Genomic DNA, 24,384 nt, shown 5'->3' with positions numbered 1-24,384 from the left:
ATGAGAAAATTAACCTTTTTACTGACCTTGGCGCTATGGTGCATGGGCGAAACCACCAACGCCCAGACAGATAGGCCCAACATTGTACTGATTTATGTGGATGATTTGGGTTTTGGTGATATAGGGGTCAACGGGGCCGTGGGAGTGAAGACGCCCCATGTGGACAAACTGGCCCAAAATGGAATTAATTTCACCGATGCCCATGCCGCGGCGGCCACCTGCACGCCCTCTAGATATGCTTTGATCACAGGGCAATATGCCTTTAAGAACAAAGCGGCCATCATTAACGGCGATGCCCCCTTGATCATAGATACCGAAATGCGCACGCTCCCAGATATGTTGAAGGATGCGGGCTATGTAACCGGTGTTGTGGGCAAATGGCATCTGGGGCTGGGGAATGGCAACACCAACTGGAACGAAAGGGTGTCTCCGGGCCCACAGGAAGTTGGTTTTGACTATAGTTTTCTCATTCCGGCAACGGGCGATCGGGTGCCCACGGTGTATCTGGAGAACCAACGCGTGGTGGGGCTGGACACCAATGATCCCATTACCGTGGATTATACCACACCTTTGGACGGCTACCCCATTGGCACGGAACGCCCAGAACTGCTCAAGCAACATACAGATAGGCAACATTTGGGCAGCATAACCAACGGCATAAGCCGTATTGGTTACATGAAGGGCGGGGAAAGCGCCCTTTGGGTAGATGAAGACATTCCCTTTGTGCTCACCGACAAGGCCAGTGCCTTTATGGAGACAAATAAAGAAAAACCCTTTTTTCTGTTTTTTTCTTTACATGACATCCATCAGCCCAGAATTGCACATATAAATTTTGTGGAGGCCAGTTCCATGGGGCCTCGGGGAGATGTCATTGCCCAAATGGATTGGTGCGTGGGCCAGGTGATGGGGAAATTGGAGGCAATGGGCCTTGCAGAGGACACCATGGTCATTTTTACCAGTGACAATGGCCCCATATTGGATGATGGCTATCTGGACTACGCCAGGGAACTGGTAGGGGAGCACAAGCCGGCAGGCCCCTTTAGGGGGTCCAAATATTCCGTTCATGAAGCCGGTACCCGTATGCCCACCATTGTTTCTTGGCCCAAGCGAATACAAGCCGGTACAAGCCGTGCCTTGCTCTCCCAGGTGGACCTCTATGCTTCTTTGGCCAGCTTAACGGGCCAAAGATTGGGAAAAGGGGACGCCCCCGATAGCGAGGACCACCTTTTGGCTTGGTTGGGGGAAAAGCCCACAGCCAGGGAGGTCTTGTTCCAAGAAGCCTATGCCTACGGCCTAAGGATGGGTAATTACAAGTACATCATGCCAAGGGAGAATGCAGAGATACCGCAATGGATCGCCCTAAAGTTCGTAGATCCCGGTTTCAGTGAGGAACCGCAACTTTATGATTTGGCCGTGGATCCTGGCGAGACCAGGAACATTGCCAAGGAATTTCCAAAATTGGTGCAAGAGATGCAAGACAAGTTGAACGAAATACTGAGTGAAAAATGAAAATCCTTAAAAAGTGGTTTCAGACACAAAATGGTGCTGCCACCAAATGGGCCTTGGCACTGGCCATAGCCGGTTTTGCCCTAGGTTGCGATCGTGGGGCTCCCACCTCCATCTCCCTGGAAGGGCCGTGGACGGTGAGGCTGGATTCTTTGGATGTTGGCGAAAGTGAGGCTTGGGCCAGCGCTCCCTTTGACGGAGCGGCCATATCCTTGCCCGGTACCCTGGACGATGCCGGAATGGGCACGCCGAACACCTTGGAGCCCGAGCTGAACAATTATGTGCTGTCCAATTTGGCGCGCAAGCACCAATATATTGGCAAGGCCTGGTACCAAAGGGAGGTTTACATACCCAAGGACTGGGAAAACAAGAAAATTACCCTTACCCTGGAGCGTGTCATCTGGGAGTCCACCGTTTTTGTCAATGGCCGGGAAATGGGAAAAGCGGAAAGTTTGATCGGCAGCCATACCTATGACCTCACCGAGGCCATGACCCCTGGCAAACATCTCTTGACCATACGCATAGACAACGGCAACAAATATCCGCTCATCAATGTTCCGGGGACAAGGTATCCAGATCCCATAAACCAAGATATGGCCCATGGCTATACCAACCATACCCAGATCAAGTGGAACGGGATGTTGGGCGATTTGATCTTGGAGGCCGCATCGCCCAATGCGCCCGGGAATCTGCAAATTTACCCCAAGGTGGACACCAACTCCATTCTCGTGACCTATGAACAGCCCAATGAAGATACCAGCGGACAGTATTTGGAGATCTTGAATGCCAATGGAACGGTGGTGTACCACACGCCAATGGATCGGGCCACCTATGAGTCTGGCTTGGTAAGCCTGGAAGTGCAAAGGCCAGAGGCACTTTATTTTTGGGATGAGTTCAACCCCAAGGTGTACACGGCAAGGGTGGTCAGCGCTTCAGATACGCTTCAGGCGCCCTTTGGCTATCAGAAAATAGCCCAGGAGAACGGAGACCTTACCTTGAACGGCAAGCGAATTTACCTGCGGGGAAATTTGGAGTGTTCCATTTTTCCCCTGACCGGGCATCCGCCCATGGAAAAGGAGGGCTGGGCGAGTTTAATAGGTCAGGCCAAGGCGTATGGCCTAAACCATCTGCGCTTCCACTCCTGGTGCCCCCCAAGAGCGGCCTTTGAGGCTGCGGACGAAGCCGGTTTTTATCTACAGGTGGAATTGGCGCATTGGAGCCTCCGAGTAGGTGAGGACGCGGCTACCACCGCATTTCTGAGAAAGGAAGCAGACAAACTGCTAAGGGAGTACGGCAATCACCCCTCCTTTATCCTTTTTGCCTTGGGCAACGAACTGCAGGGCGATATTGGACTATTGAACGAAATGACGGCAGAACTCAAGAAAAAGGATCAACGGCACCTGTACGCCACCACCGCCTTTTCCTTCCAAAGGCCCACCGGAGAGCGCCCTGAACCGGAAGATGAGTACTTTATAACCCAATGGACGGACAAGGGCTGGATACGGGGTCAAGGGATTTTTAACAGTAGTCCACCACATTTCAATGCCGATTATTCGGCCAACAGTGAGCATATAGAAATACCCCTAATTTCCCATGAAATTGGGCAGTATGCCGTGTATCCCGATATGTCTGAAATCCCAAAGTACACCGGTGTTCTGGAACCCCTGAACTTTATGGCCATACGCAATGATTTGGAGCAAAAGGGCCTTTTGGGGCTGGCCGGTGACTTTACGAACGCTTCCGGAAAATTGGCGGCCCTATTGTACAAGGAAGAAATAGAACGAGCTCTAAAAACCCCGGGGTTCGATGGTTTTCAACTGTTGCAACTACAGGATTTCCCCGGGCAGGGAACGGCTTTGGTGGGTTTGTTGAATGCCTTTTGGGAGTCTAAGGGCGCCATTTCGGCCCAGGATTTTCGCAAGTTCAACAGCGAAGTGGTGCCCCTTGTGCGTTTTGAAAAGGCCGTGTATGAATCCGGTGAGACCTTCAAGGCCCTTGTGGAAGTGGCCAATTTTTTTAAGGAACTGTCAGGGCAAAGAATTAACTGGTCCCTGAGCGATGAGGATGGTACCATCCTTGAACAAGGATCTTTTGGAAATGTGGACCTGATCCTTGGCAATAATGTGGGCCTGGGAGCCATTGAGCTTGCGCTGGAGACCGAACGGGCACAAAAGCTTACCCTGGCCGTGGCCATTGAGGGAACAGAGTACCAAAACGACTGGTCCATTTGGGCCTATCCAAAAAATGTGCCCACCACGGCGAACGACATTGTGGTCACGAGCTCTATGGCCAGAGCGGTGGCCGCTTTGGAAAATGGCCGCAAAGTGCTGTTGAGCCCGGATCCCGAATCCTTGGAGGGTGTGCAGGGGCGCTTTGTTCCCGTTTTTTGGAGCCCTGTTCACTTCCCCAACCAACCGGCCACGATGGGCTTCTTGGTGAACAAGGAACACCCTGCCTTGACCAACTTTCCCACGGACACGCATACGGATTGGCAATGGTGGGATCTGGCGATCAGATCAAAGTCCGTTTCCATGGATTCCCTGGATGTGGAGCCCATTGTAAGGTCCATTGACAACTTTGTCACCAACCGAAGTTTAACCACCTTGTTCCAGGCAAAAGCGGCCAAGGGCGCACTGGTTTTTTCTGCAATGGATGTCACCTCGGATCTGGAGAACAGGCCTGTGGCCAGACAACTTAGGCACAGTTTGCTCACTTATATGAAGAGCGATGCCTTTGCACCCAACAAATCCGTAACGGTCAAGGAACTAAGGAGTCTTGGTGTAAAAAATGGGGAAAAGGGTTTTTCAACCAAAGACATTTACCAATGAAGGCAAGGACCATGGCCTTGGCTTTTCAGGCCATGGTCCTTTTGTCCTGTACAGGGGAGGTGTGCAAAGAACGGCTTCACAAACCCAACACTGTCTTCCTTGTGGTGGATGACCTGGGCAGGTTGGGCCTCGGTTTCATGGGAAGTGAGCATTAGGAAACCCCCAATTGGGATGCTTTGGTCCAAGTGCCCATGGCAATGCCCCGTTTAAAAAGACCGCCCCCCAGAGAACACCTCTTTGTTTCGGACAGGGCGCTTACCCTGGCCAAGATGCTCAAATTGGCCGGATAGACCACAAGAAACTTCGGCAAATAGGCCCCAAGCAAGAGGGAATGGATGTGCACGTTGGGGTGGCCATAGGGACACCGGTGCCCAGCGAAGCCAACCCAGATTACCATGTAGTTCTTGAACAAAAAGCCAAATGGCCAGGTCTTGGGCCAATGAACGGCGCCAGGGCGTGCCATTTGTTCCAGGTGGGGCACCACGGCAAATATGGGTTCTTGGTGCATCCCGTTGGGCACGGCACCCTTACTTTTCTTATCTTTCCGGTGCTGTCTTCCTATGGCGATGCGCTCCAAAAGAAGAAACAACACCTCACTTTAAACCTTTTTGCAGATGTTCTATAACGGTAAATTTTTGGCTGTTTTTTTGAAGACTTGGATCACAGGCCTGTTGCTGTTGTGCATTGTGCTTGGTGCCCGCGCACAGCAAGACCCGGTGCGGTTGGGCGTTGCTGGGCTTACCCACGGCCACGTGGGATGGATCTTGGGTCGTGAAGACAAGGGAGATGTGGTCATGGTGGGCATTGTGGAGACAGATACCGTTTTGGCCCGGCGCCTGGCCGGGGAATTTGGCTTTTCCATGGACCTGGTGTACGCCAGTATGGAAGAGATGATCACGGCCACCAGACCGGAGGCCGTGGCGGCCTTTGGAAGCACCTATGATCATTTGGCCGTGGTGCGCGCCTGCGCGCCAAAAGGTGTTCACGTCATGGTGGAGAAGCCCTTGGCCGTTAACTTGGACCACGCCAAAAAAATGGCGCATTTGGCCAAAAAGCACAACATCCATTTGCTCACCAATTATGAGACCTCCTGGTATCCCACCAATATCAGGGCAAAGGAACTGTTGCAGCAAGGTGCCATTGGGGATCTGCGCAAGGTGATCGTGCGCGATGGGCACAAGGGACCAAAAAAAATCGGGGTGAACAAGGAGTTCTTGGCGTGGCTCACCGACCCCAAACGTAACGGTGGCGGTGCCCTTATGGATTTTGGCTGTTACGGGGCCAACCTGCTCACCTGGATCCATCGGGGCGTGCGTCCCAATTCCGTGACGGCGGTTACCCAACAGCTTCAAGCGGAGAACAACCCCAATGTGGATGACGATGCCACCTTGGTCCTGGCCTATGACACCTCCATGGGCGTGGTGCAGGCATCGTGGAACTGGCCCATGGGCAGAAAGGATATGGAGCTCTACGGCACCCTGGGGGCGGTCTATGCAGATGACAGGAACCAACTGAGGATAAGGAGCGCCCAAGGCTATGATGGTTTTGCGGAGGAGACGCTGTCCCTGCCCGAGCGAAGGCCCCCTTATCATGACCCCTTTGCACTCTTGGCCGCGGTCGTTAAGGGAGAAGAAGTGTTGGCGCCCTTTGACCCCTACAGCTTGGAGAACAATTTGGTGACCATGGAAATTTTGGATGCCGCAACGAAGAGTGCCAGAAAGGGCAAAACCGTACGGTTAAGATAGGGGGTGTGCGGTACAGTGGGCCGGCCCGCGGGAACATTCCCCTGCACCGCGGCATGGGTGGGGCCTTCCAAGCCAATGTATGGGTCCGTGTTCCAAAAGTCATTGAAAGCTGGGGTCCACTTCCCTGTACTCCTTTTTTTCAATGATGTCCGGCCTGTTGGAATCCACCGTGCGGCTGTACAGGTCCTTGCTCACGGGGTAGGCGTTTAGCCTTGCCTCGTCCTCATCCCTGTCCATGAGCTGCCGTACCGCTTCCGGGGTCAGGTCCGGCCGTAGCCAGTGGCCAATGTTCTTCTCGGGGATGATCACGGGCCGGCGTTTTTTATCGTTGTGAATTTGGGCAAACTTGGGCGTGGCCGCTTTGGTGAGGATGGTAAATGTCCACCGTTCATCTGCCGTTTGGGTATAGATGCCGGCAAGAAAGAGGGGTTCGCTCTCGCCGTGGTGAAAATAAAAGGGCACCTTGAAGTCTTTGCCCTTTACCTTCACTTGGGTATTGTGGGGCTCAAAGAAACCGTCCACGGGAATCACGCAACGCCGCCGTTCCCAGCTGTGTTTATAGATGAAATGCCCAAACAATTTCTCGGATTGCGCATTGAGTCCGCCAAAGGTGCGGGGGTTCTTGAAGTAGTCTTTGTGCGCCGCCTGTTCCAAGTGGGAGGGCATGAGGCCCCACATGGCCGGCAACAGCATGTTGGGGTGTTCCTGGGCCACCATCCACATAATGGGGTGGTTCCATCCGTTGGCATGGTAGTGCACCAGCTCCAGATCGGAGGCTTGGTCCTTTAATGCCGACTCCAATTGCAACCGTTGTTGCAGGGCTTCTTTTTTTCGGGTCTGTCGGGTACTGTAGCACATGGGTTAAAAGTACAAAAACCGGGCTGATCTGTGGCATTTGCAAAGTGCCTGTCGGAGAATGGTGTGCCCCGGGATTGGGGCCATCTGTCCCTTCCGGGCACTGGTTTTTGGTTTGCCCAAGGGCAGGGCACTTTGACCCAACAGATATATTGGACTTTCTTAATAAGGGTGCAACCCCCGATAAGACCAAGACTTTTGTGATTTAAGATGACCATTGCCACGGGGATGGAGCCAAAAGCGGCATAACGATCGGTTTTATGGGGGTTGGCAACCGCAATACCTCTCTGTTCCGTCCAGGCGTGTAATTTTTACTGCATCATCGGGGTTTAACTGGCGTTCATCTTCTTAAGGTAATCCGAAGGGGTCATCCCCTTATTGTGTTTTTTGAACTTGGCATTGAAATGTTGTATGGTGTTAAAGCCCGATTTTTGGGCTACACTGGCAATGGGTATCTCTTTGTTTTCCAACATGATCCTTTTGGCATTGTTAATTCTGTACTCATTTAAGAAGTGCATGAAGGAGGTGCCCGTTTTATTTTTGAACAACCTACAGAAAGAAGGTTTGGTGAGGCAGGCAATATCTGCAACCTCATCCAATGTAATTCTTTTCTCAATGTTGTTTCTTATGTATTGGAATATGCGATTTAAACGATCAACATCCTGGTTGGTGAGATCCGCCTGATAGCTTTCACTGGCAAGGATTTTATAGTCCTGCGCCTTGGTTAGCTTAAGCAGCAGTTCAAAAACCAAAATCCATCTGGAGAGTCCTTTTGTATCGTTTATTTCCTTCAGGAGCGGCGCTATTTCCTTGCTCGTCTTTCCGGGATAGGAAATGCCTCTTTTGGCGAGTTTAAAAAGTTTGGCCACGGGCTCCAGTTCCTCGGCAGCGCCAAAGAGATGGTTCATAAGGTCTTTGGGAAACTGCAAGGTCATTCTCCTGCTTCTTGAGGTGCGGTTGGTTTCTTTCTGATTGCTCCACATATGGGGTAGGTTGGAACCGATCAATATCAGGTCCCCTTTGCGAAAATTTGAAGTATTGTCCCCTATATACCGTACACCTTCACTTTCCATGATCAGGGTCAATTCTATTTCGGGATGAAAGTGCAAGGGGTGGTCAAAGTAGGGTTCGTCTATATAAGTGCACCGGAAGGGCGTTTCCCTGTCAAATATGATTTTGTAAAAAGATGGTTTCATTTTTTTAGCTTTTTTTGGGGAGTTGTGCACTTTCTTTTGTTCTCAGGGGTTCACCTTTTGGTGTGGGCTAACCCCAGTGGTACGCGTTCCAGAAATGGGCATCATAAAGTTTGGAAGCTCCCGTCAATGCCTTCTCTTCCGTAAGTGGGCTAACTGAAATGTCAAGGGTTTTGGCACCTTTTCCCAGGGCTTCAATGAAAGGTGGCAGGAAATATGTGGCCGCCTTGGAAATGTTTCCGCCAAAAATGATGGCATCTGGTTCAAAAACCTTGAGGTAGGATGTTAAAAAATGGGCCATATTGGTGCCAAATTCCTCAAAAACCGTTGCCGAATGTTCGTTCTTGAGCTGTGTCATTTCCTTGACCCCCTTAATGTACCGGCCACTGAGCGCGTTGTACCTTGCCAGGTGCCAACGTGTGGAAAAGTAGTGGTCTGCAATACCGTCTTTAAAAGGCTTGTCCCACAAGCATCCTCCCACGGGCACCCCTTTTCCAGATTGGAGGGGCAAGCCATTTTTTAAAAATGCCGCGCCAAAGCCCGTTCCCAAGGTCAGGACAATGACTTTTTTGTGTTGTTTGGCTTTCTCCGTTACCGTTGTCCCCACCCCAAATGCGGCGGCATCGTTCATAAATCGCATTTCAATGTTGGATGCCGTGATGTAAGCTGCCAAAGCTTCCCTTATGGATACGTTGTAGAGGTTCTTGTATTTTTCATTGTCCTTGAAAAGTGCTCTTCCCGTGGCATAGTTGAAGGGCCCGGGCATTGCAAATCCCAGCTTCACCCAATTTTTAAGGCCACTGGCCACGATACTTTTGTTAATGATCGTAGCCCATTCCCGTAAGATATGGTGCCTGTCTTTGGTGTTGTCTATGTGTCCGGAGGCCAACGTACCGTCAAGTATTTTAAAATCTTTTAAGCGTACGCCGGCGCTGGTGACATGGCTGCCACCAACATCCACTCCGATTACTGTGCCATCTTCCATATCACTTCATTTTTGCCTGATCTAAAGAGCCTCGTTCACTGGCCTACAAGAATCAAATCGGGTCCTTTTTATAAATTTCTCTTTATGTCAATGTCATAGGTGAAAAAATCGGTATGGTAATAGACCACATTGTACTCCACGGGTTTATCCCCAACATCCATGACCAATCTTTCCCTTCTTAGAATGGGGGTGTCCGCTCCCACTTCAAGAAAGGAGCCAATGTCCTTGTCTGCCTTTACCGCCCTTAATCTCTCTTTGGATGTGGCCACGACAATATTGTGCTGTCGCTCCAAAACTTCATAAAGGGGTTCAAAGAAATCTTCGTCCCCTTTTATGCCAACCCTTGGATGAAAATAGGAAACGGAGTATAGGTATCTTGCCGTTTTGGAACCCCTTATTTTTTCCAACTTCCAGATGTTTTCATCCGCTGCAAGATCCAGTGCACGGACTACTGGTTTGGGCGCCTTCACAAAGGATTTTCTGACCATATAGTTTACCACCTCGATGCCCTGGTTCCGCATCTCTTTGGTAAAGCTTATCCAATTGTCCAGCCTAGTGGTGATTTTTTTGGACACCACCTTGGTCCCAATTCCTTTTTTTCGCTCGATCAAGCCTTCGTGCACCAGTTTGTTGATCGCTTGCCGTGTGGTGCTTCGGGAAACGCCCAATCTTTTGGACATGGTGACCTCCTTGGGTAAAAAGGCCTCCCCATTTTTATATTCCTTTTGCTTTATAAGTTCCCTTAAGTACCCCTCGATCTGCGCATGAAAGGGAACCGGGCTGTTATGGTCTATTCTGAAATCCATTCTTATTTTTTGAAAACCAACTATACTTTAAAAAAATCCTGTCTTCAAGGCTTTTGGGAGGTAGGTTACGTTGCACTTCCTTACTACCGTTTGTTTTCCCTGCTCCATTCCTCAAGGAGTTCAATGGCCTTGTGCAGTACCCCTGCCGAGCCGCGGAAGGTACCGGAACCTTTAGGTTTGTTGTCTATGGTGTACCATTCATAGAAACCCTTGTTTTCAATGACACGATCCGTCATGGGCAACAACTGCTCGTATGCTTCCTGTGCAAAACCATATCTTACCAACTGTTGGATCATACGGGCTCCAAACCAAGTCCAATCTCCTCCGTTTTGGTAATTGTAAGGGGCCATCCCTTTGTTTTCAAAGGCCCAATCTGGGTACACGGGATATAGGGTGAGTCCAATGGAGGCGGCTCCTGATTCCCTGACATTTTCGATCATTTTGTTCAAGGATGCTTTGATCTGTTCTTGGTTTAGCAGGCCGGCCTCGATGGCCACTGCGGTTCCGCCATGGTAAAATATCCTATTCTCATCAAAAGACTCCGGGTATGGCGAGTCATCCAGATAGACGTGGGGAATGAACTTTTTGTTCTCATCGTCCCAGAGAACGCTCATCGTGTTTTTGGCTATGTTGTCCCGTATGGGCTGCCATTTCTGTTTCGTGTCTGGCAGCAGTTCCATCATATTGTCCAAGGCGATGACGAACATGGCGTTGTCGTACACATCCACACAGAATTTGGTGTCATCCGTGATGAAAACCCCCCAAGGGTGGGTGTGCTGTACGTCTCCCCAGTCTGCCGTGGTGGCACCATAGATGAGGCCGAACCTTTCTGCCCAACGTTTATCCAGGAGAAACTGCATCGCTTTTTCCATCCTTTGGGCAACGGTGAGGGCACCTGCCCTCCTGTTTAAAAAACCAGTGTTTCCCGTTTTTGCAATGTACTTGTAAACGGCTTGTACCAAGGAGGTTTCCTGATCGGTTTCCACGGTGTTTTTGTGTCCTGAGTATCTCGGCTCCAACGGCGTGTTGAGGTATTCGTAACCGCCTTCCACCGCCACGGCCTTTTCCTTGGGGATGAAGCCATCCACAATACCGCCATTGGCATCTTGCAACCTAAAGAACACCAATAGGTTCTCTTCCAATTCTTTGTGTTCATATACGTTTGCCGAAAGTTCTATGAAGGTATTGTAGTCCCTGATCCAGACCTCCCCGTAACCGTCCCCGGCGTTGAAGCCTGTTTTAACGGTTTCCAAAGCCATTTTTTTTACGGTCCGCAACGTCTTGTTCCTTTGGATCTTCTTGGCCAGTTCATCCTTGCCCGGCTGTGCGGAACAAGGGGCAAAGGCCAGGATAAGGCACAGGGGCATAATTTTTGGGATAACCATCATCTTCTTGTTTTTTGGGCCCGATCCATGACGGCGGTTTGTTTGGCCAGAAATGGATTTTTGGGCGTTGGTTCATATATGATTTTGGATTGCCACATACAGGGGTGCTTTGTTTCAGGGCATTATGGGTCCATGCCTAAGGTTTGTTTTGCCGGGGAGAGGGGGGCATTTCCTTTGTTCCCCATTTCGTATTGGGTTCCCTTCCCATGGTGAGCTCTAGGGTTCCACCTTTTAACAATTCCTTTGCAGGAAACCAAAAGTTTTCCAGGGGGGTTCCGTTCAGGACGGCCTTTTGTACATATTTGTTGTGAAACGAACTGTTCTTGGCCTCAATGGTAAAGTGTTTGCCCCGGCCATATAGCCCCCCCAGGTCTATCTGGGTTTTTTTGAATAGCGGGCTTCCTATTTCGTAAATGGGCTCTGTGGAGGTGCCGCCATCTGTTTGGAAAAGGCCCAGGGAGGCCATTAGGAACCAAGCGCTCATTTGGCCCTGGTCCTCATCTCCCAAATAAGCATTGGAAATTCCGTGGCCGTAGTATCTGTGCAAAATGTCCCTGCTCCACTTTTGGGTAAGCCATGGCTTTTTGGCCCAATTGAACAGGAAGGAAAAGTGCATGGACTGCTGGTTGCCCTGCGTTACAGGGAAATCCCAGTAGAGTTCGTTGGGGGCATTGTAGCGCCATTTGCTGCTAAGTTTAAAACCGTCGTCAAGACGTTTGGCAAAGGTTTCGTTCCCTATAATGCTGGCCAGTTCGGGAACATCCTGGGGAACAAAAAAGGTCAGTTGCCACGCATTGCCCTCGACAAACTGAAAATTGCCCGCGGTTTTTATAGGGTCAAAATCTGGGTGCCAGCTGCCGTCGGAATGTCTGAGGTGGGCAAAACCGGTTTCTGGGTTTATGGCATTTTTCCACCAGTAAGCACGATCAAGAAACGCTTTGTGTTCCTTGTCCTTGCCCAGGGATTTTGCCATTTGTGATACGGCATAATCATCAAAGGAATATTCCAGGGTGTTGGAGAACCTTCCTTTATTGTAGGGCACATACTTGTATTTTAAATAAGCTTCAAGATCTCTGTTGCCCGCATATCCATTGCCTACTTTTTCTCCCGGTCGGGTCTGCATCTTGTACAGGGCCTCAAAGGCCTTTTCTGCGTCAAAGTCACGAATGCCCATTTGGTAGGCCCCCACGATGAGCGGAATTTCGTGCTCGGCCACCATCACGGGGATATACTCCATTCCCGCCGGGCCCTTGGCCAACCAACCACCGGTATCATACATGGCCAACTGGGACTTTACCCACTTGGAAGTCCACTCGGGCGTGGCCAAGTTCCAAAACTGGTTCAGGTTCCAAAATGTGTTCCAGAATGCATCGCAGCCAAGGGCCAGGTCTTCTGGGTCGTTAAATTGTTGAATGATTTCGTTGGCATCCGTCCACCGGCCGTCCACGTCGCTAAAGATATTTCGGCTTACCAGCGCGCGGTACATGTTGGAATAGAATCTGGTTTTTTCCCTACGGTCATTGGTCTCAATGCGCACCCTGTTCAAGAGCTCGTTCCAGGTGTTTTCTTGATGTTCTCTCACGGCTTCAAAATTCCAGCCAAATGGTGTGCTGATCTCCTCTTGGAGGTTCCGCTCGGCGTTATCAATGCTCACGTAAGATATGGCCGTTCTGGTCTGTACCACTGCATTGTTCCGGGTGTTGAATTCCACAAAGGCCACCACGTCTTCGGGGTTTAGGATGGTCAGTTCGTTTTCATTCAGGGTCTTGCGGTCCTTTGCCCCCTCCTCGTTTCCGTCCAGCCATACCTTAAATGCTGTAATGGGACGATCAAATTCCATTGCAAAGTGCACGGTGTACTCTTGTGAAATGTCATCCCAATCCTTGGGCTGGTCGCCATCTTCAATGAACTGCTTCCTGTAGTAGCCTTCTCCCCATATCCCTTTTGAAACTTGTTTGCTGTACCCCACTATCTTATGGTCGTTCACCTTTTTAAAATAGGCCTCTTCAATGGTATAGGCATACTCTGAGGGAATCTGGAGGTCTATTAAAATCCTTGAGCCAGATCTTTGTTTTGGATAGGTATAGCGTTGCATACTGGCACGGGTGGTGGCGGTCATTTCCGCTTTGATGTCATAATCGGTGAGCTGCACTGCGTAATAGCCCAGGGGTGCCTCTTCGGTTTTTTTGTCAATTCGGGATCGGTAGCCGGAATCTGGATCCTCTGGAGAACCTACCGTTGTGCGCAAGGGGCCGTTGGTGGGGAAGGTGCCCAGGCCGGCCATGGTCCATTCATGGATGTGGCTAAAGACGCCAACGCTCTCAAAACTGGGTTGGTAACCGGCCTGCCAGCCACCTTCCTGGTTGTCCGGACTTATTTTTACCATGCTAAAGGGCATCCAAGGCCCGGGTGCGATCATCCACCTGGAGTGCCCTGTCCCAATTTTGGTGTCCACGTAATCGGAGGGCGAGATTCGTTTCTGCGGTCCCCTTTCAATGGAACCGGAGGCCAATTCAACACCATCCGCGGATACGGAATACCTACTTTTTGCAGCTTTTCCAATCGCGGGCATCGGAACCTCGTACTGGGCTCGGCCATTTTCCAAATCCTCCTTGAACAATACCTTACCGTCCAGGGCAACCTCAATTTTGGGGGTGCCCTCTAAATGCTGTATGTCCACAATAAGGGGCTGATAATGGATGTTGTTCCTTGAGATTTCATAGGGCGCTGCGGTCACATCGCGTACAAAGGCCTTTGCGGGCGTGATCAAAGGTGTTGTGTTGGGTGCCTCCAAGCGAATTTGATCAAAAACCAGCCAACTGCCCTGCAAAATGGTAAGTTGTACGTGGTTGCCCCCTTTTTTGAGGGTTTTTGGGGCAATGGGAATGCGTAAGAGCTGCTCTTTGGTGCCTTGGTTCATGCCCTTTAGCGCGCCTTCATTTTGACCATTTTCCAGTTGAAAGGTCCAGGGCGTGCCATTGACCGATACCTTTAGCAATGGAGGTGTTTCAGGATTGCAGTCCAACACATCCACGATCAACATATATTCTTCCGCTTGGGGGGCTTGCGCCATACCAAAGAGGATGTTGATCTCATGGGGCCTAATACCGGCCAGTCCGGAAGTGCCTCCCCAATAATCATAGGCGCCGGGCAATACAAAGGGGAAATCTTTTTTTTCATTGGAGTGGCCTATGAGAAAGAACTTGTCTTCCCAGCCAAAATCATGTTCCAAGAAATTTTCATAGGCTCCGTCCGATAGGGCAAATTCGGCACTGCTGTTGTCTTCGGTGCCAATTGTCCAAGCCACATTTTGGCCCCGGGCGTTGCCCAGGACGATAAGGGCAACAATTACGAACATTGTTTTCTTTAAAGGCATGTCTCATTGGGTTTACAAGCGTTCTCCTTCACGTGGGAGAGAATGACTTTTGCGGTTTTTTTGGAAAGATTGGTGAGTCTATACTTTTTTGCTGCGGCCGGGACAGCAAATGTTTCTGCGTAATTGAAGTTGGTGGCGGGCATGGATGGGGGGTGCAGCATGATCTGCTCCCCTTCCACCAACATTAAAATATGGCATTGACCTTGAGTTTCGATTTCAATTTCCCCATCAAACTCATACCGTACAATATCGTAAAAGTGATCTCGGTGGGTGGGAAGGTGGAATTTTTTCCAATCCTTTCCACTTTCGGTCATACGGGGTTTGGATACCAGTGTGTCTGTCACCACCTGGCCCTTTCTGGAGAAATCCAGGTTGTTAAAGGCGTGCTCAATGTTCAAGGGGCGGGGGGTGCCATCCAGGTCCAACCGTTGCCAATCATACATCTTAAAAGTAAAGATATAAGGGGTTGCACTGATTTCCAGAACCATGTTGTTTATGCCTGAACAGTGCACGGTGCCGTGGGGAATGAGAAAGAGCTCGTGTTTTTTGGAAGGAAGTTTTTGTACATATTTCTCAACGTCCAGCTTTTCTTTGGTCTCGAAACTGTGTTCCAGGTCTTTTCTGAACATCTGGGGATCAATATCTTTATGAAAGCCCAGATAGACATCTGCATCCTCACCGGCGTCCATAATGTAATAAGTTTCGTCCTGTGTAAAATTTTCGCCAAACTGGTCCCGTATGTATTTGGGAGAGGGGTGGCACTGAACGGAGAGATTGCCCCCATTGAAAGTGTCCAGAAAATCAAAACGAATGGGAAATTCATCTTTGAAACGGTCTGCGGCCTTCCCAAGGACGTTCTTTTGTTCTTGGTACATCAGCATATCAAAAGAGACTTCCAGCAAGGTGCCGTTGCTCTCGAACACGAGACCGTTTTCGGGCACGATCATTTCAAAGGACCAAGCGTAGTTGGGCACATTGGGATTTAAGCTTGAAAACCGTTCCTTCATCCAGCTCCCCCCCCAAACACCGGGCTCAAACCAGGGCCTTACCCTGAAGTAATTGGCGGACATTTCCTTTAAGTTGAATCGGAGGGCATCACCGGTGGTCCAGGTGGGCCGGTTGGGTCTTTGTTGGTCCACCACGGCCTTGGCAAGCGGTAGCAGTCGCTTCTTTTCTTTGTTCAGGACCACCCAATCCACGAAATAAAAACGTTTGTATGTGGTTTTGGGAGGCAGTGGTTGGTCATTGCCCAGATTAAATACCTCCCCTGCGCGCATGCGGTACTGCAGCTCATTCTTTGGCAGGTCCAGATACACCAAAAAACCATCCAGGCCGCAAAGCCCTGCCCCGGTTCCGTAAACCAAGGTAATGTCTGCCGAACCGTCCACGGTAAGCATCGCCAGTTTCGTGGCGTCAAAGAAATCAGACAGCGACAACGTGGTTTTATAGCCAAAAATGGATTCATTCTCTCCCATAAAGGGCCGTACCAAATCCTGAATCTCTTTCCGGTCTTTTAGACAATTGCCAACGTTCAAGGTCGCTACCTTTAATCCCTGTGCCGTTAAATGGGCGCTTAGGCTGGTAGAGACTTCCTTCCAGTCCACACCAATGTACCCGTCCAAAATGACAACGCGCTCCTTGGACAGGGCGTGCGACAGGCTCTCATAGCCTGTGCTTATCGTTCCGTCTTTAAACGGGAAGGAGGGAAAAAGGTCATACATGGCACCATTGCCAGCTTTTTTGTGCGCGGGCAGGAGGGGTTGGCTTGTTTTTCTTTTCATGCGATGAATGCGTTGCGTTAAAATCTCCGTAAAGATACAAAACAAATATGTATGTACATATGTACAAACTTAATCTTTTGTGAACGGGTTCCTGCCATCCCTCTTTTTTTGAGTGGGTGCACCGGGGGCCGGTTTTTTTTTGGTTGGGGAGCTTATGGTGCAGTCCCATGGGGCCCAAGCGGTCTCTGGTGTCCAAAAAGCCGCATAAATGGTAATGGCGATTCACACTAAGACAAAACAACTTCATTCACAATGGGTTTTACTTTTTATTTTTGGATACTTTAATGGGGCCGCCCCGTTCCATATTCCCATTTTGTCTTGGACTACCTGGATACATCAAAGCAACTATGGCTTGGATCACTTAAAGGGCTTGTGACTTTAGTTCGGGTTTGTCCCCTAAAGAGATAGGTTTCAAAAAAAACTCATATCAGATGAAGTATTACGTTTTTGTTTTTGTTGCGTTCTTTGTTCACCTTAACTCCTCGGCGGGGCCATTGAGCATAGCCGACCAGGCCAAGGCAACGGCTTCTTCCGAGCTGAACGCGGACCTGGCATCGGAAAACATCAATGACGGCCTTATGGCTGTTCACGGCAAAGGCAACTGGATGGCAAAAGGCAAAGAGGCCTGGGTGCAATTGGATTGGGCCACGCCCCAGTCCATATCCAAGGTGGTGATCTATAATTATCCCACAGAAAGGGGGAGAATCCTGAGCGGTACCCTGCAGTTTGCCGATGGAAGCCGTATGGACGTCACCTTGCCGGAGGATGGTTCTGCCCATGCGGTGTCCTTTGCCCCCAAAAACACCATATCCGTTCGGTTCATTGCCAAACAGGTGCTGGGCAAGAACGCGGGCCTGTCCGAATTGGAAGTGTTTCCATCAACCAGTCAGTATGCCGAAGCCGTGGATTGGGTAGATCCTTACATAGAGACCAATAGGGGGCGCTTTTTTCTTTTCATTACGGGGCAGCGACCCTATGGTGTGGTCGGTGCGGCGCCAATGACCAAAAATTGGAACAACGGTGGTGGTGGCTACGCGCATTTTTCAACAGAGATATTGGGATTCCCCCAAATACATGCCTGGACATTGTCCGGACTTAATCTTATGCCAACCCTGGCGAGTGTGGATCCCACCTTGGGAGAAAATGCCTGGAAGTCTGCTTTTAAACATGATGATGAAATAGTAAGGCCCGGATACCATCGGGTGTTTTTGCAAGACAGCAAGGTTTGGGTAGAGCAAACGGCAACTGATAGGGTGAGTTTTTATCGTTTTCGTTGGACCGAGGATACCAGGGCGCAAGTGTTGCTCTCCCTGCACGGTCTCTTGGGCAACAGCAAAATGACCGATGCCGAGGTGACCAAGATCACCGATACCGAGTATGAAGGATCGGTGAGTTCTGTGGAGCGCGCTTACAATGTGGGGCCAAAGGATGTGAAAATCTATTTTGTGGTGCAGACGGACAAGGCGTGGAACTCTTTTGACGGTTGGGACTACAAAGAACGCTTTAAGCAGGTAGATCGCATGGCGGGCGATAGTTTGGGGGTGTCCCTTGCCTATGACGTAAAGGCCGGGGAGGAGTTGAAAATGAAGATAGGCGTATCGTACACCAGTATTGACAATGCCAGAAAAAATCTGAATGCGGAGTGCACCACTTGGGATTTTGACGCCGTAAGACAGGATACCCGCAATATTTGGAACGAGTGGTTGGGAAAAATAAAAGTCAAGGGGGGAACTCCCAACCAAAACATTAAGTTTTATACGGACCTGTGGCACGTGCTCCTTGGCCGTCACCGCATCAATGATGTTAACGGCGATTATCCCGATCGTACCACGGGAGAAAAAACCAACACGGGAAACTTAACCGACGGTTTTGTGACGGATGCCAATTTTCTGGTGAAGAACACGGGGAAGAACCCAGACGGTAGCATCCGGCACAACATGTACAATTCCGATGCCTTTTGGCTCACCCAATGGAACCTCAATGTGCTATGGGGATTGGCCTGGCCCGAAATCCAGGACGATATGGCCGCTTCCATGGTGGCCTATTCACAAAACGGTGGACTGCTGCCCCGCGGGCCCTCTGGCGGGGGATATTCATTCATCATGACGGGATCCCCCTCCAGTAACTTGGTGGTGAGCACCTTTATGAAAGACATTCTCACCAAAGCGGATCCGAACGAGGCCTTTGAAGAGGTGAAAAGAAACCACTTCCCCGGCGGGATGATGGGCGGCGGCAAGTTCTTCTCCAAAGATCTGGACTTCTATGACAAGAAGGGCTGGTGGCCCAACAATGCCGGTATCAATGTAGAGGCGGCCTTCCAAGATTGGGGGGCGGCCCAAATGGCAAGAAAGCTGGGGAAAGAAGCGGACTACCGGTATTTTTTGAAGCGTTCCAACTCTTGGAAGCGGTGCTTCCACCCAGAGCAAAAACTATTGTTTCCCGTTGATCGCGACGGTAATTTTATCCATGACGACCCCTTGAGCGGAAATGGATTTGTGGAGGCCAATGCCTGGCAGACCACTTGGGGCGTGTCCCATGACATCAAGGGCCTGTACCAGTTAATGGGCGGTAAGGAGGTTTTGGTGGAAAAGCTCAACTATGCTTTTGAGCAGGAGGTGGAAAACAGCTTTGTGCACAGCTATGGTTCTGGCCACATCAGTTATGCCAACCAGCCCGGCTGCTCCAATGCCCATGTGTTCAGTTATGGAGGTGCACCTTGGTTAACGCAGTACTGGGTACGGCAGGTAAATGAAAAAGCGTACGGCGGTGTTACGCCAGACCTTGGTTATGGGGGCCATGATGAGGACCAGGGCCAAATGGGCGGCGTAAGTGCCCTGATGTCCATTGGCCTCTTCAACATTGTGGGCACCCAGTCTTCCAAACCCTACTATGAGATCACGGCACCGGTTTTTGATGAAGTCACCATTTCGCTGGATAACCGATACTATCAAGGAAAAGAGTTCGTGATCAAGACATACAACAATTCAGAAGAGAACGCCTATATCCAAAAGGCAAAGCTCAACGGGGAAAAACTGGATAATTTTTGGTTTTACCACGAGACCTTTGCCAAGGGCGGAATACTGGAAATCTGGTTGGGAAATGAACCCAACAAGGAATGGGGCCTAAAGGAATACCCTCCCGTGGACTGACATTTCATTGGTTACAATAACCGCCCGCCATTGGCCTGTACAGTCAGTTTTGTGCAACAGGTATGCCGGCATGTGCCCACCCTGCCTTGGGGGCCGTTTTAAATAGTTGGTTGGCAGAACCCACTTGCTTTGGGTAGTAGTGGCCATAAGAGAACTGGGACCATGGGGATGATGATGCCGTTGCACCAATTTGCGCCCAAAATTTAGGACAGCATGTCTGTACAAGGCTGTGCCCAAATAGGCTTTCTTTGATGTGGATCGGGAATCCGTGGGAAAGTGGTACCTGCGGTAAAAAATTAATGAACAAAATGGAGCATATGCACACCTTAAAGAAAACGAGTGCCATATTGGTGCTGTTCGCTTTTTCATTGGTCGTGGGCTGTGATGATCGCCCGGTGAAAACGGAGCCCAGGGAGACGCTGGTACCTTCCCTTGATGACCTATCTGCGATATGGATGGCGGCAGACACCATGGCCATTGAACCATCCATCCGTAATTTTCGCGGGCAAGCATTGCTTAACCGTGATATGACCTCGTTGAGTTGGTTTGTGTCCGCCCCTTTTTCCGGGGGCCACCATACCGGCACCCTAAAGATAAACGGGCGGGTGCCAAAGGCATCGCATTTTCGGTGGTATCCCTACCAGGCACTGCGAAAGGGAAGCCATCAAGGGCTGGAGATAGCGAGCGCCACCAGGATGTTGGTGGAAGAGGATGCCATCATGTGGGAAATTGAAATGACCAACAGTAAGGATACCGTACTGCAGGCCCAACTGGATTTGGATATGATAGGCTACATTAGCCAATACAAAAAGGGCGATTGGAAATGGTGGTATCCATTCCCCGATTGGAACGGCGAGCGCTCGGAAGGTCGTGATCAGGCCATAGAGAACATGCGCGCCAACATTGGGAAAGACAAGGTGCACGATACCGTGAACTGGCCAACGGATGCCCAGGTGCTTCGCTCAGCACATTATGAAGCCAGTGGGGACCGGGAGACCATCTACGTGAAAGATAGGAATACCCCTGCCATTACAGCCTTTTCCATAGCGGACGAACCAGATAGCATATCGGTTTTTGGAGCGGGCGCCACTGCCAAATGGAATTTGGAACTACAACCGGGCGAATCCAAGATGATTAGGTATTTTCTGGCCTACGGCGATGAAATGGAAACCCTAAAGGCCAACGTTGCCAATTGGAACCAAAATTTTGACCCCACCTTTACTTCGGTTAAAGAGAAATGGGCCCATAAGTGGTCCCAGTTGTTCACCCCGGGGAACACCATGGTTTCAGGGAGTTTTCCAGTGCTGGAAACAGAGGACAAGAACATTGAAAAAGTGTACTATACCGGTCCTTTGACCATGCTTTATCTACTGAACACCAATCTGCCGGAGCATGAACGGGTATATCTTACCGGCGGCCCAAGATGGGGAGCCTCCACCACATTTTTCTGGGACATTGCCATTTGGTCAGAACTATGGGCCGTGGTAGACCCAAAAATGATGCGTGAACACATTGTTTCCTGGATACAAATTGATCCCAACACCCATTATGGCAAAGACAATTTTGGAGGCAATGGGGTGGGCAATGCCTACTCTGCCAATTATTGGTGCCTGTTTAAGATTATAAGGGCCTACCTTACCCATAGTGGTGATTACGCCTTTTTAGATGAAACCATTGGCCAAAAAACTGTTTTGGAGCACCTTCATTCCTATGCCCTGAATTGGGAAAACCTATCCAAATTTGGTGAGCCAGGGCATGGGGACGAGCGCTATAAACTGGCAGATTTTGGACCGGATCCTTGGAATTTATTGGAGTGTGTGCCCACCTATATCCATATTGTGCCCTCTTTTAACATAGGATATGTTTGGATGATGCGTGAAACGGCAAAATTGTATCGGCGCAAGGGCAATGAGAAGGAGGCCTCGGTCTTGGAGACCCAGGCAGAAGAGATGGTCTCCCGTATTCTAGGGCTCTATGCCGGAGAGGGCATTTGGAACAGCCTGTACCCCAACAATGAAACGGTGGAAGTACGGCACGTATTGGATTTTATTTATTTTGGAAAATTCCTGGCAAATGACGTTGATGCAAATGTGAAACAGGAAATGATGGATTTTCTCAACACCGAACTGCGCACCGATCTATGGATGCGGGCCCAGTCCCTCAAGGATATAGCGGCAAAGGATTCCGATCGTCCGGACCATGGGCCACTGGGCAGTTTTGACGGTTGGATCCCCGAGGCCATGGAATCCATGATCAATATGGGATACGCCCAAGAAGCGTTGGATTTTTATACGGACATAGCACCGGTTACCCAAGAAGGTGTTTGGGCCCAGGCCAGGGAGCTCTGGGGCGAGGATAAATATAAAAAGACGGCCAGGGTAAGAATTGCAAGCAGGGGATGGAACAATCGTGAAAGTTCTTCGGGCATTGGAATTTCCCAGGTAATGCTCAAGAGCTTCTTTGGTTTTTATCCGCAGATAGACGGCCAGGCCATACAGGACCTTGGCGATTTCCCCTTTGCCGGCAAGGGAAAGATGCACCACGTTTTTTATGAGGGGGCTTACTACACGATCTATTTCCAGGGAGATAAACCCGTAATGAAAAGAGAGCGGCTAGAAAACGGTGGGTAAAAGATTCAAGGGCGTGAGAATGCTATAGGCAAAAGGCAAGGAAAGATGTACTGGAAACGGGCCCAGAGGGGCAGGAAACCAGAGTTGGATATGCCTTTGGATAAAGAATTAAGGGGTTTGGTACAGCCTGGGCGCCTTAGATATGATGTTTTGACTTAGGCATTTAATCACTAATGTTTTTGATATGGCAAGGGGGTGTGCTGACCATCCTTGCCATAAGGTTGTTGAATATTCCTTCTTTCATAAAACTCCTGTTGAACCGGTAACAGCATTCATCGGGATGGTCCTGAAGGTCTCTCACGTGGTGGTGCATTCCCCTGAGCCACCCCTTGAGGTTCATCACTGCACGGTGCAGTTCGGGAAAGTTGCTCCCCTTCCTTCCAGAGGGTTTTCGGGCCAAGCTCTCAAAGGTCTTGGCCAATGGGGCATAACCGGTCCATTGGTCGGTGGTCACCTTCGCCCCGGGGGCTATATGGTCCTTCATGAAACCGCGCAGTGACGCGCATCCGCTCTTGGTATCTGCCTTGCGCAATCTCTGGATGCTGTCTGCCTATGTGCCCGCAGACCGCCTGCAGATCGAATTTTTGAACAACGCCAGAAACGCGCAAAAGTATCCTGAGAACGACGACCTCGCACCCGCCAATGTTCCGTTGGAATACACCAGCGCGCTCACCCTGCCCGCACAGCCCCTGGCCTGGATGGAGCTTAGCGGCCTATCCCATTACGGTACCCTGAAAACACAGTTGGCGGCCTACCAAAAAGTGAAGTCGGACTTCCATCGCAACACGGTGCTTCCCGTGGGCGGCGAGCCATCGGGCAGTTCTTGGACGGGTTTTGCCGTTTATGGGAAAGACGCACCCAAATATCTAATGGTCTTTAGGGAGAAGGCCCTGGAGAACGAAATGCAGCTTTCCCTTCCCCTTTGGCCACCAGGGGCCAGCCTGACGCCTGTTTTTGGGGGCGACATCAGCGTAGAAACAAAAACGGAGGGGGGCCGCACAGCGCTCATTTTTAAGGGAAACGTTCCGTTTTCCCATGGATTGTTCATCATTGAGTAAGGACCAGGCTGGCAGGTCCTTTTGCCCTAGCGGGAGGGGTCAACTACCTTGAGAAAAGCTCCAGTGGACCTTTTCAGCGCAGGTGCGCGCGGGCGCGCGGGCCTTCGAATCCCTTGGGCATAACGAAAAAAACCACCCGAAAGGGTGGTTTTTGGAGTGGATCCGGAGACGACCGCAGCGTTGGGAAAAGGTCCGGTGGACCTTTTTAGCGCAGGTGCGAGCGGGCGCGCTGGCCTTCGAATCCCTTGGGCATAACGAAAAAAGCCACCCGCAAGGGTGGTTTTTTGGAGTGGATCCGGAGACGACCGCAGCGTTGGGAAAAGGTCCGGTGGACCTTTTTAGCGCAGGTGCGAGCAGGCGCGCTGGCCTTCGAATCCCTTGGGCATAACGAAAAAAGCCACCCGCAAGGGTGGTTTTTTGGAGTGGAGCCGGAGGGATTCGAACCCTCGTCCAAACAAGCAATTACAGTGCTTTCTACATGCTTAGTCCATGCTTGGTTTTCGATGCACGACCGACCAAGGACCGCCTATCGTACACTTAGCTTCTTCAAGTTTTAGTGCCGTTGCCAAAGCGAGCAACGACCTTATATTGACATTTCTGGTGCTCCGTATTGGATCGCCGTCAACAAGGGCTATCCAGGAACATCTCGCTTCCCTACCTTGTAGGGACGAGGCACATCCTACTATGATTCGGATTATGCGGCAAGAGCGTAATTGTTATCGCCAATTAAAAGTGTGAAGTATGATATTAACGAGCTGTACCCCAGCGCTCGGCATGCTTACATTGCCATTGGTCTCGCTGTCAAAACCAGTCGGCCCCATACTGCCACGGGCCCCAATGCCCCAAAACAGGGCGGTCCGGACCGTGTGCAATTTTTTATCAAAGAACGTCGCCAACCCATCGGGTCCACGCGGGGGCCCAGTTGTGGCCGTACCTTCCGGGCGTTTCCCCCGCTGCTCGGGGGCCGGGCTTTCCGCTGTATCTTTTTGGGCCACCGGGCCCAAAAAGGATGCCGCTGCAATCCCTAACGCAACCACCACAAAAGGCCACCAAAAGTACAGCAAAAAGCGTTCCAAACAAAATCCGC

At 50.5% G+C, this 24,384-nt stretch carries 16 protein-coding genes and 1 other RNA gene; 7 read left to right on the top strand and 10 right to left on the bottom strand.

Annotated features, from left to right (window positions below):
- Genes ACKWCC_RS11205 through ACKWCC_RS11195 form a run of 3 tightly spaced genes read left to right on the top strand, consistent with a single transcriptional unit; the run spans window position 1 to window position 4,489 of the window.
- Window positions 1–1,509 (top strand): sulfatase family protein, encoded by a 1,509-nt coding sequence (locus ACKWCC_RS11205; protein WP_413996024.1) that lies wholly within the window; start codon window positions 1–3, stop codon window positions 1,507–1,509.
- A complete protein-coding gene (locus tag ACKWCC_RS11200) occupies window positions 1,506–4,334 on the top strand; it encodes a sugar-binding domain-containing protein (RefSeq protein WP_413996023.1) in 2,829 nt (942 codons plus the stop codon). The genes ACKWCC_RS11205 and ACKWCC_RS11200 overlap by 4 nt, the downstream gene beginning before the upstream one ends.
- Complete coding sequence (locus ACKWCC_RS11195; protein WP_413996022.1) at window positions 4,331–4,489, top strand: hypothetical protein; 159 nt, start codon at window positions 4,331–4,333, stop codon at window positions 4,487–4,489. Before ACKWCC_RS11200 ends, ACKWCC_RS11195 begins: the two co-directional genes overlap by 4 nt.
- Here ACKWCC_RS11195 and ACKWCC_RS11190 read toward each other — a convergent pair.
- Window positions 4,486–4,926: a hypothetical protein gene (locus tag ACKWCC_RS11190; protein WP_413996021.1), complete on the bottom strand. Its 441-nt coding sequence runs from the start codon at window positions 4,924–4,926 to the stop codon at window positions 4,486–4,488. The two genes, ACKWCC_RS11195 and ACKWCC_RS11190, sit on opposite strands and share 4 nt — an antisense overlap.
- A gap of 22 nt (window positions 4,927–4,948) precedes the next feature.
- Here ACKWCC_RS11190 and ACKWCC_RS11185 point away from each other — a divergent pair, with 22 nt between their 5' ends.
- Complete coding sequence (locus ACKWCC_RS11185; RefSeq protein ID WP_413996020.1) at window positions 4,949–6,079, top strand: Gfo/Idh/MocA family protein; 1,131 nt, start codon at window positions 4,949–4,951, stop codon at window positions 6,077–6,079.
- A 99-nt stretch (window positions 6,080–6,178) separates the two neighbouring features.
- On the opposite strand, the gene ACKWCC_RS11180 is transcribed toward ACKWCC_RS11185, so the two are convergent.
- From ACKWCC_RS11180 to ACKWCC_RS11150, 7 genes are all read right to left on the bottom strand, one after another.
- On the bottom strand, window positions 6,179–6,937 hold the full coding sequence (locus tag ACKWCC_RS11180; protein WP_413996019.1) for an SOS response-associated peptidase: 759 nt from the start codon (window positions 6,935–6,937) through the stop codon (window positions 6,179–6,181).
- A 326-nt stretch (window positions 6,938–7,263) separates the two neighbouring features.
- Window positions 7,264–8,130, bottom strand: a complete 867-nt coding sequence (locus ACKWCC_RS11175; protein WP_413996018.1) for an AraC family transcriptional regulator — start codon at window positions 8,128–8,130, stop codon at window positions 7,264–7,266.
- A 67-nt stretch (window positions 8,131–8,197) separates the two neighbouring features.
- A complete protein-coding gene (locus ACKWCC_RS11170; RefSeq protein ID WP_413996017.1) occupies window positions 8,198–9,112 on the bottom strand; it encodes an ROK family protein in 915 nt (304 codons plus the stop codon).
- Between the two features lie 68 nt (window positions 9,113–9,180).
- Window positions 9,181–9,918 carry a GntR family transcriptional regulator gene (locus tag ACKWCC_RS11165; protein ID WP_413996016.1) on the bottom strand — a complete coding sequence of 246 codons (738 nt, stop codon included), beginning with the start codon at window positions 9,916–9,918 and terminating at the stop codon, window positions 9,181–9,183.
- 83 nt (window positions 9,919–10,001) lie between these two features.
- Window positions 10,002–11,306: a glucosidase family protein gene (locus ACKWCC_RS11160; protein WP_413996015.1), complete on the bottom strand. Its 1,305-nt coding sequence runs from the start codon at window positions 11,304–11,306 to the stop codon at window positions 10,002–10,004.
- Window positions 11,307–11,439: 133 nt separating this feature from the next.
- Window positions 11,440–14,661, bottom strand: coding sequence for a GH92 family glycosyl hydrolase (locus tag ACKWCC_RS11155; RefSeq protein ID WP_413996014.1), 3,222 nt, complete (start codon window positions 14,659–14,661; stop codon window positions 11,440–11,442).
- An 8-nt stretch (window positions 14,662–14,669) separates the two neighbouring features.
- The gene (locus tag ACKWCC_RS11150; RefSeq protein WP_413996013.1) at window positions 14,670–16,460 is read right to left on the bottom strand and encodes a class I mannose-6-phosphate isomerase; all 1,791 of its coding nucleotides are present in this window, start codon (window positions 16,458–16,460) and stop codon (window positions 14,670–14,672) included.
- Between the two features lie 431 nt (window positions 16,461–16,891).
- On the opposite strand from ACKWCC_RS11150, the gene ACKWCC_RS11145 reads away from it, so the two are divergent.
- Both ACKWCC_RS11145 and ACKWCC_RS11140 read left to right on the top strand, forming a co-directional pair.
- Entirely contained in the window at window positions 16,892–19,609 is a 2,718-nt protein-coding gene (locus ACKWCC_RS11145; RefSeq protein ID WP_413996012.1) for a glycoside hydrolase domain-containing protein, read from the top strand.
- 308 nt (window positions 19,610–19,917) lie between these two features.
- Window positions 19,918–22,239, top strand: coding sequence for a hypothetical protein (locus ACKWCC_RS11140; protein ID WP_413996011.1), 2,322 nt, complete (start codon window positions 19,918–19,920; stop codon window positions 22,237–22,239).
- Window positions 22,240–22,402: 163 nt separating this feature from the next.
- Here the strand turns inward: ACKWCC_RS11140 and ACKWCC_RS11135 are convergent, their stop codons facing one another.
- On the bottom strand, window positions 22,403–22,723 hold the full coding sequence (locus ACKWCC_RS11135; protein ID WP_413996010.1) for a transposase: 321 nt from the start codon (window positions 22,721–22,723) through the stop codon (window positions 22,403–22,405).
- Between ACKWCC_RS11135 and ACKWCC_RS11130 the strand changes: the two genes are divergently transcribed.
- Entirely contained in the window at window positions 22,722–23,297 is a 576-nt protein-coding gene (locus tag ACKWCC_RS11130) for a hypothetical protein (RefSeq protein ID WP_413996009.1), read from the top strand. The genes ACKWCC_RS11135 and ACKWCC_RS11130 overlap by 2 nt on opposite strands.
- A 420-nt stretch (window positions 23,298–23,717) precedes the next feature.
- On the opposite strand, the gene ssrA is transcribed toward ACKWCC_RS11130, so the two are convergent.
- Window positions 23,718–24,116, bottom strand: a transfer-messenger RNA (tmRNA) gene (gene ssrA, locus ACKWCC_RS11125).
- Window positions 24,117–24,384 lie beyond the last annotated feature (268 nt).

It is taken from the genome of Maribacter aquimarinus (assembly GCF_047345505.1).
Lineage (GTDB): Bacteria > Bacteroidota > Bacteroidia > Flavobacteriales > Flavobacteriaceae > Maribacter.
Note: the sequence above shows the minus strand (reverse complement) of the source record. Positions and strands in the feature narration are given on the sequence as shown.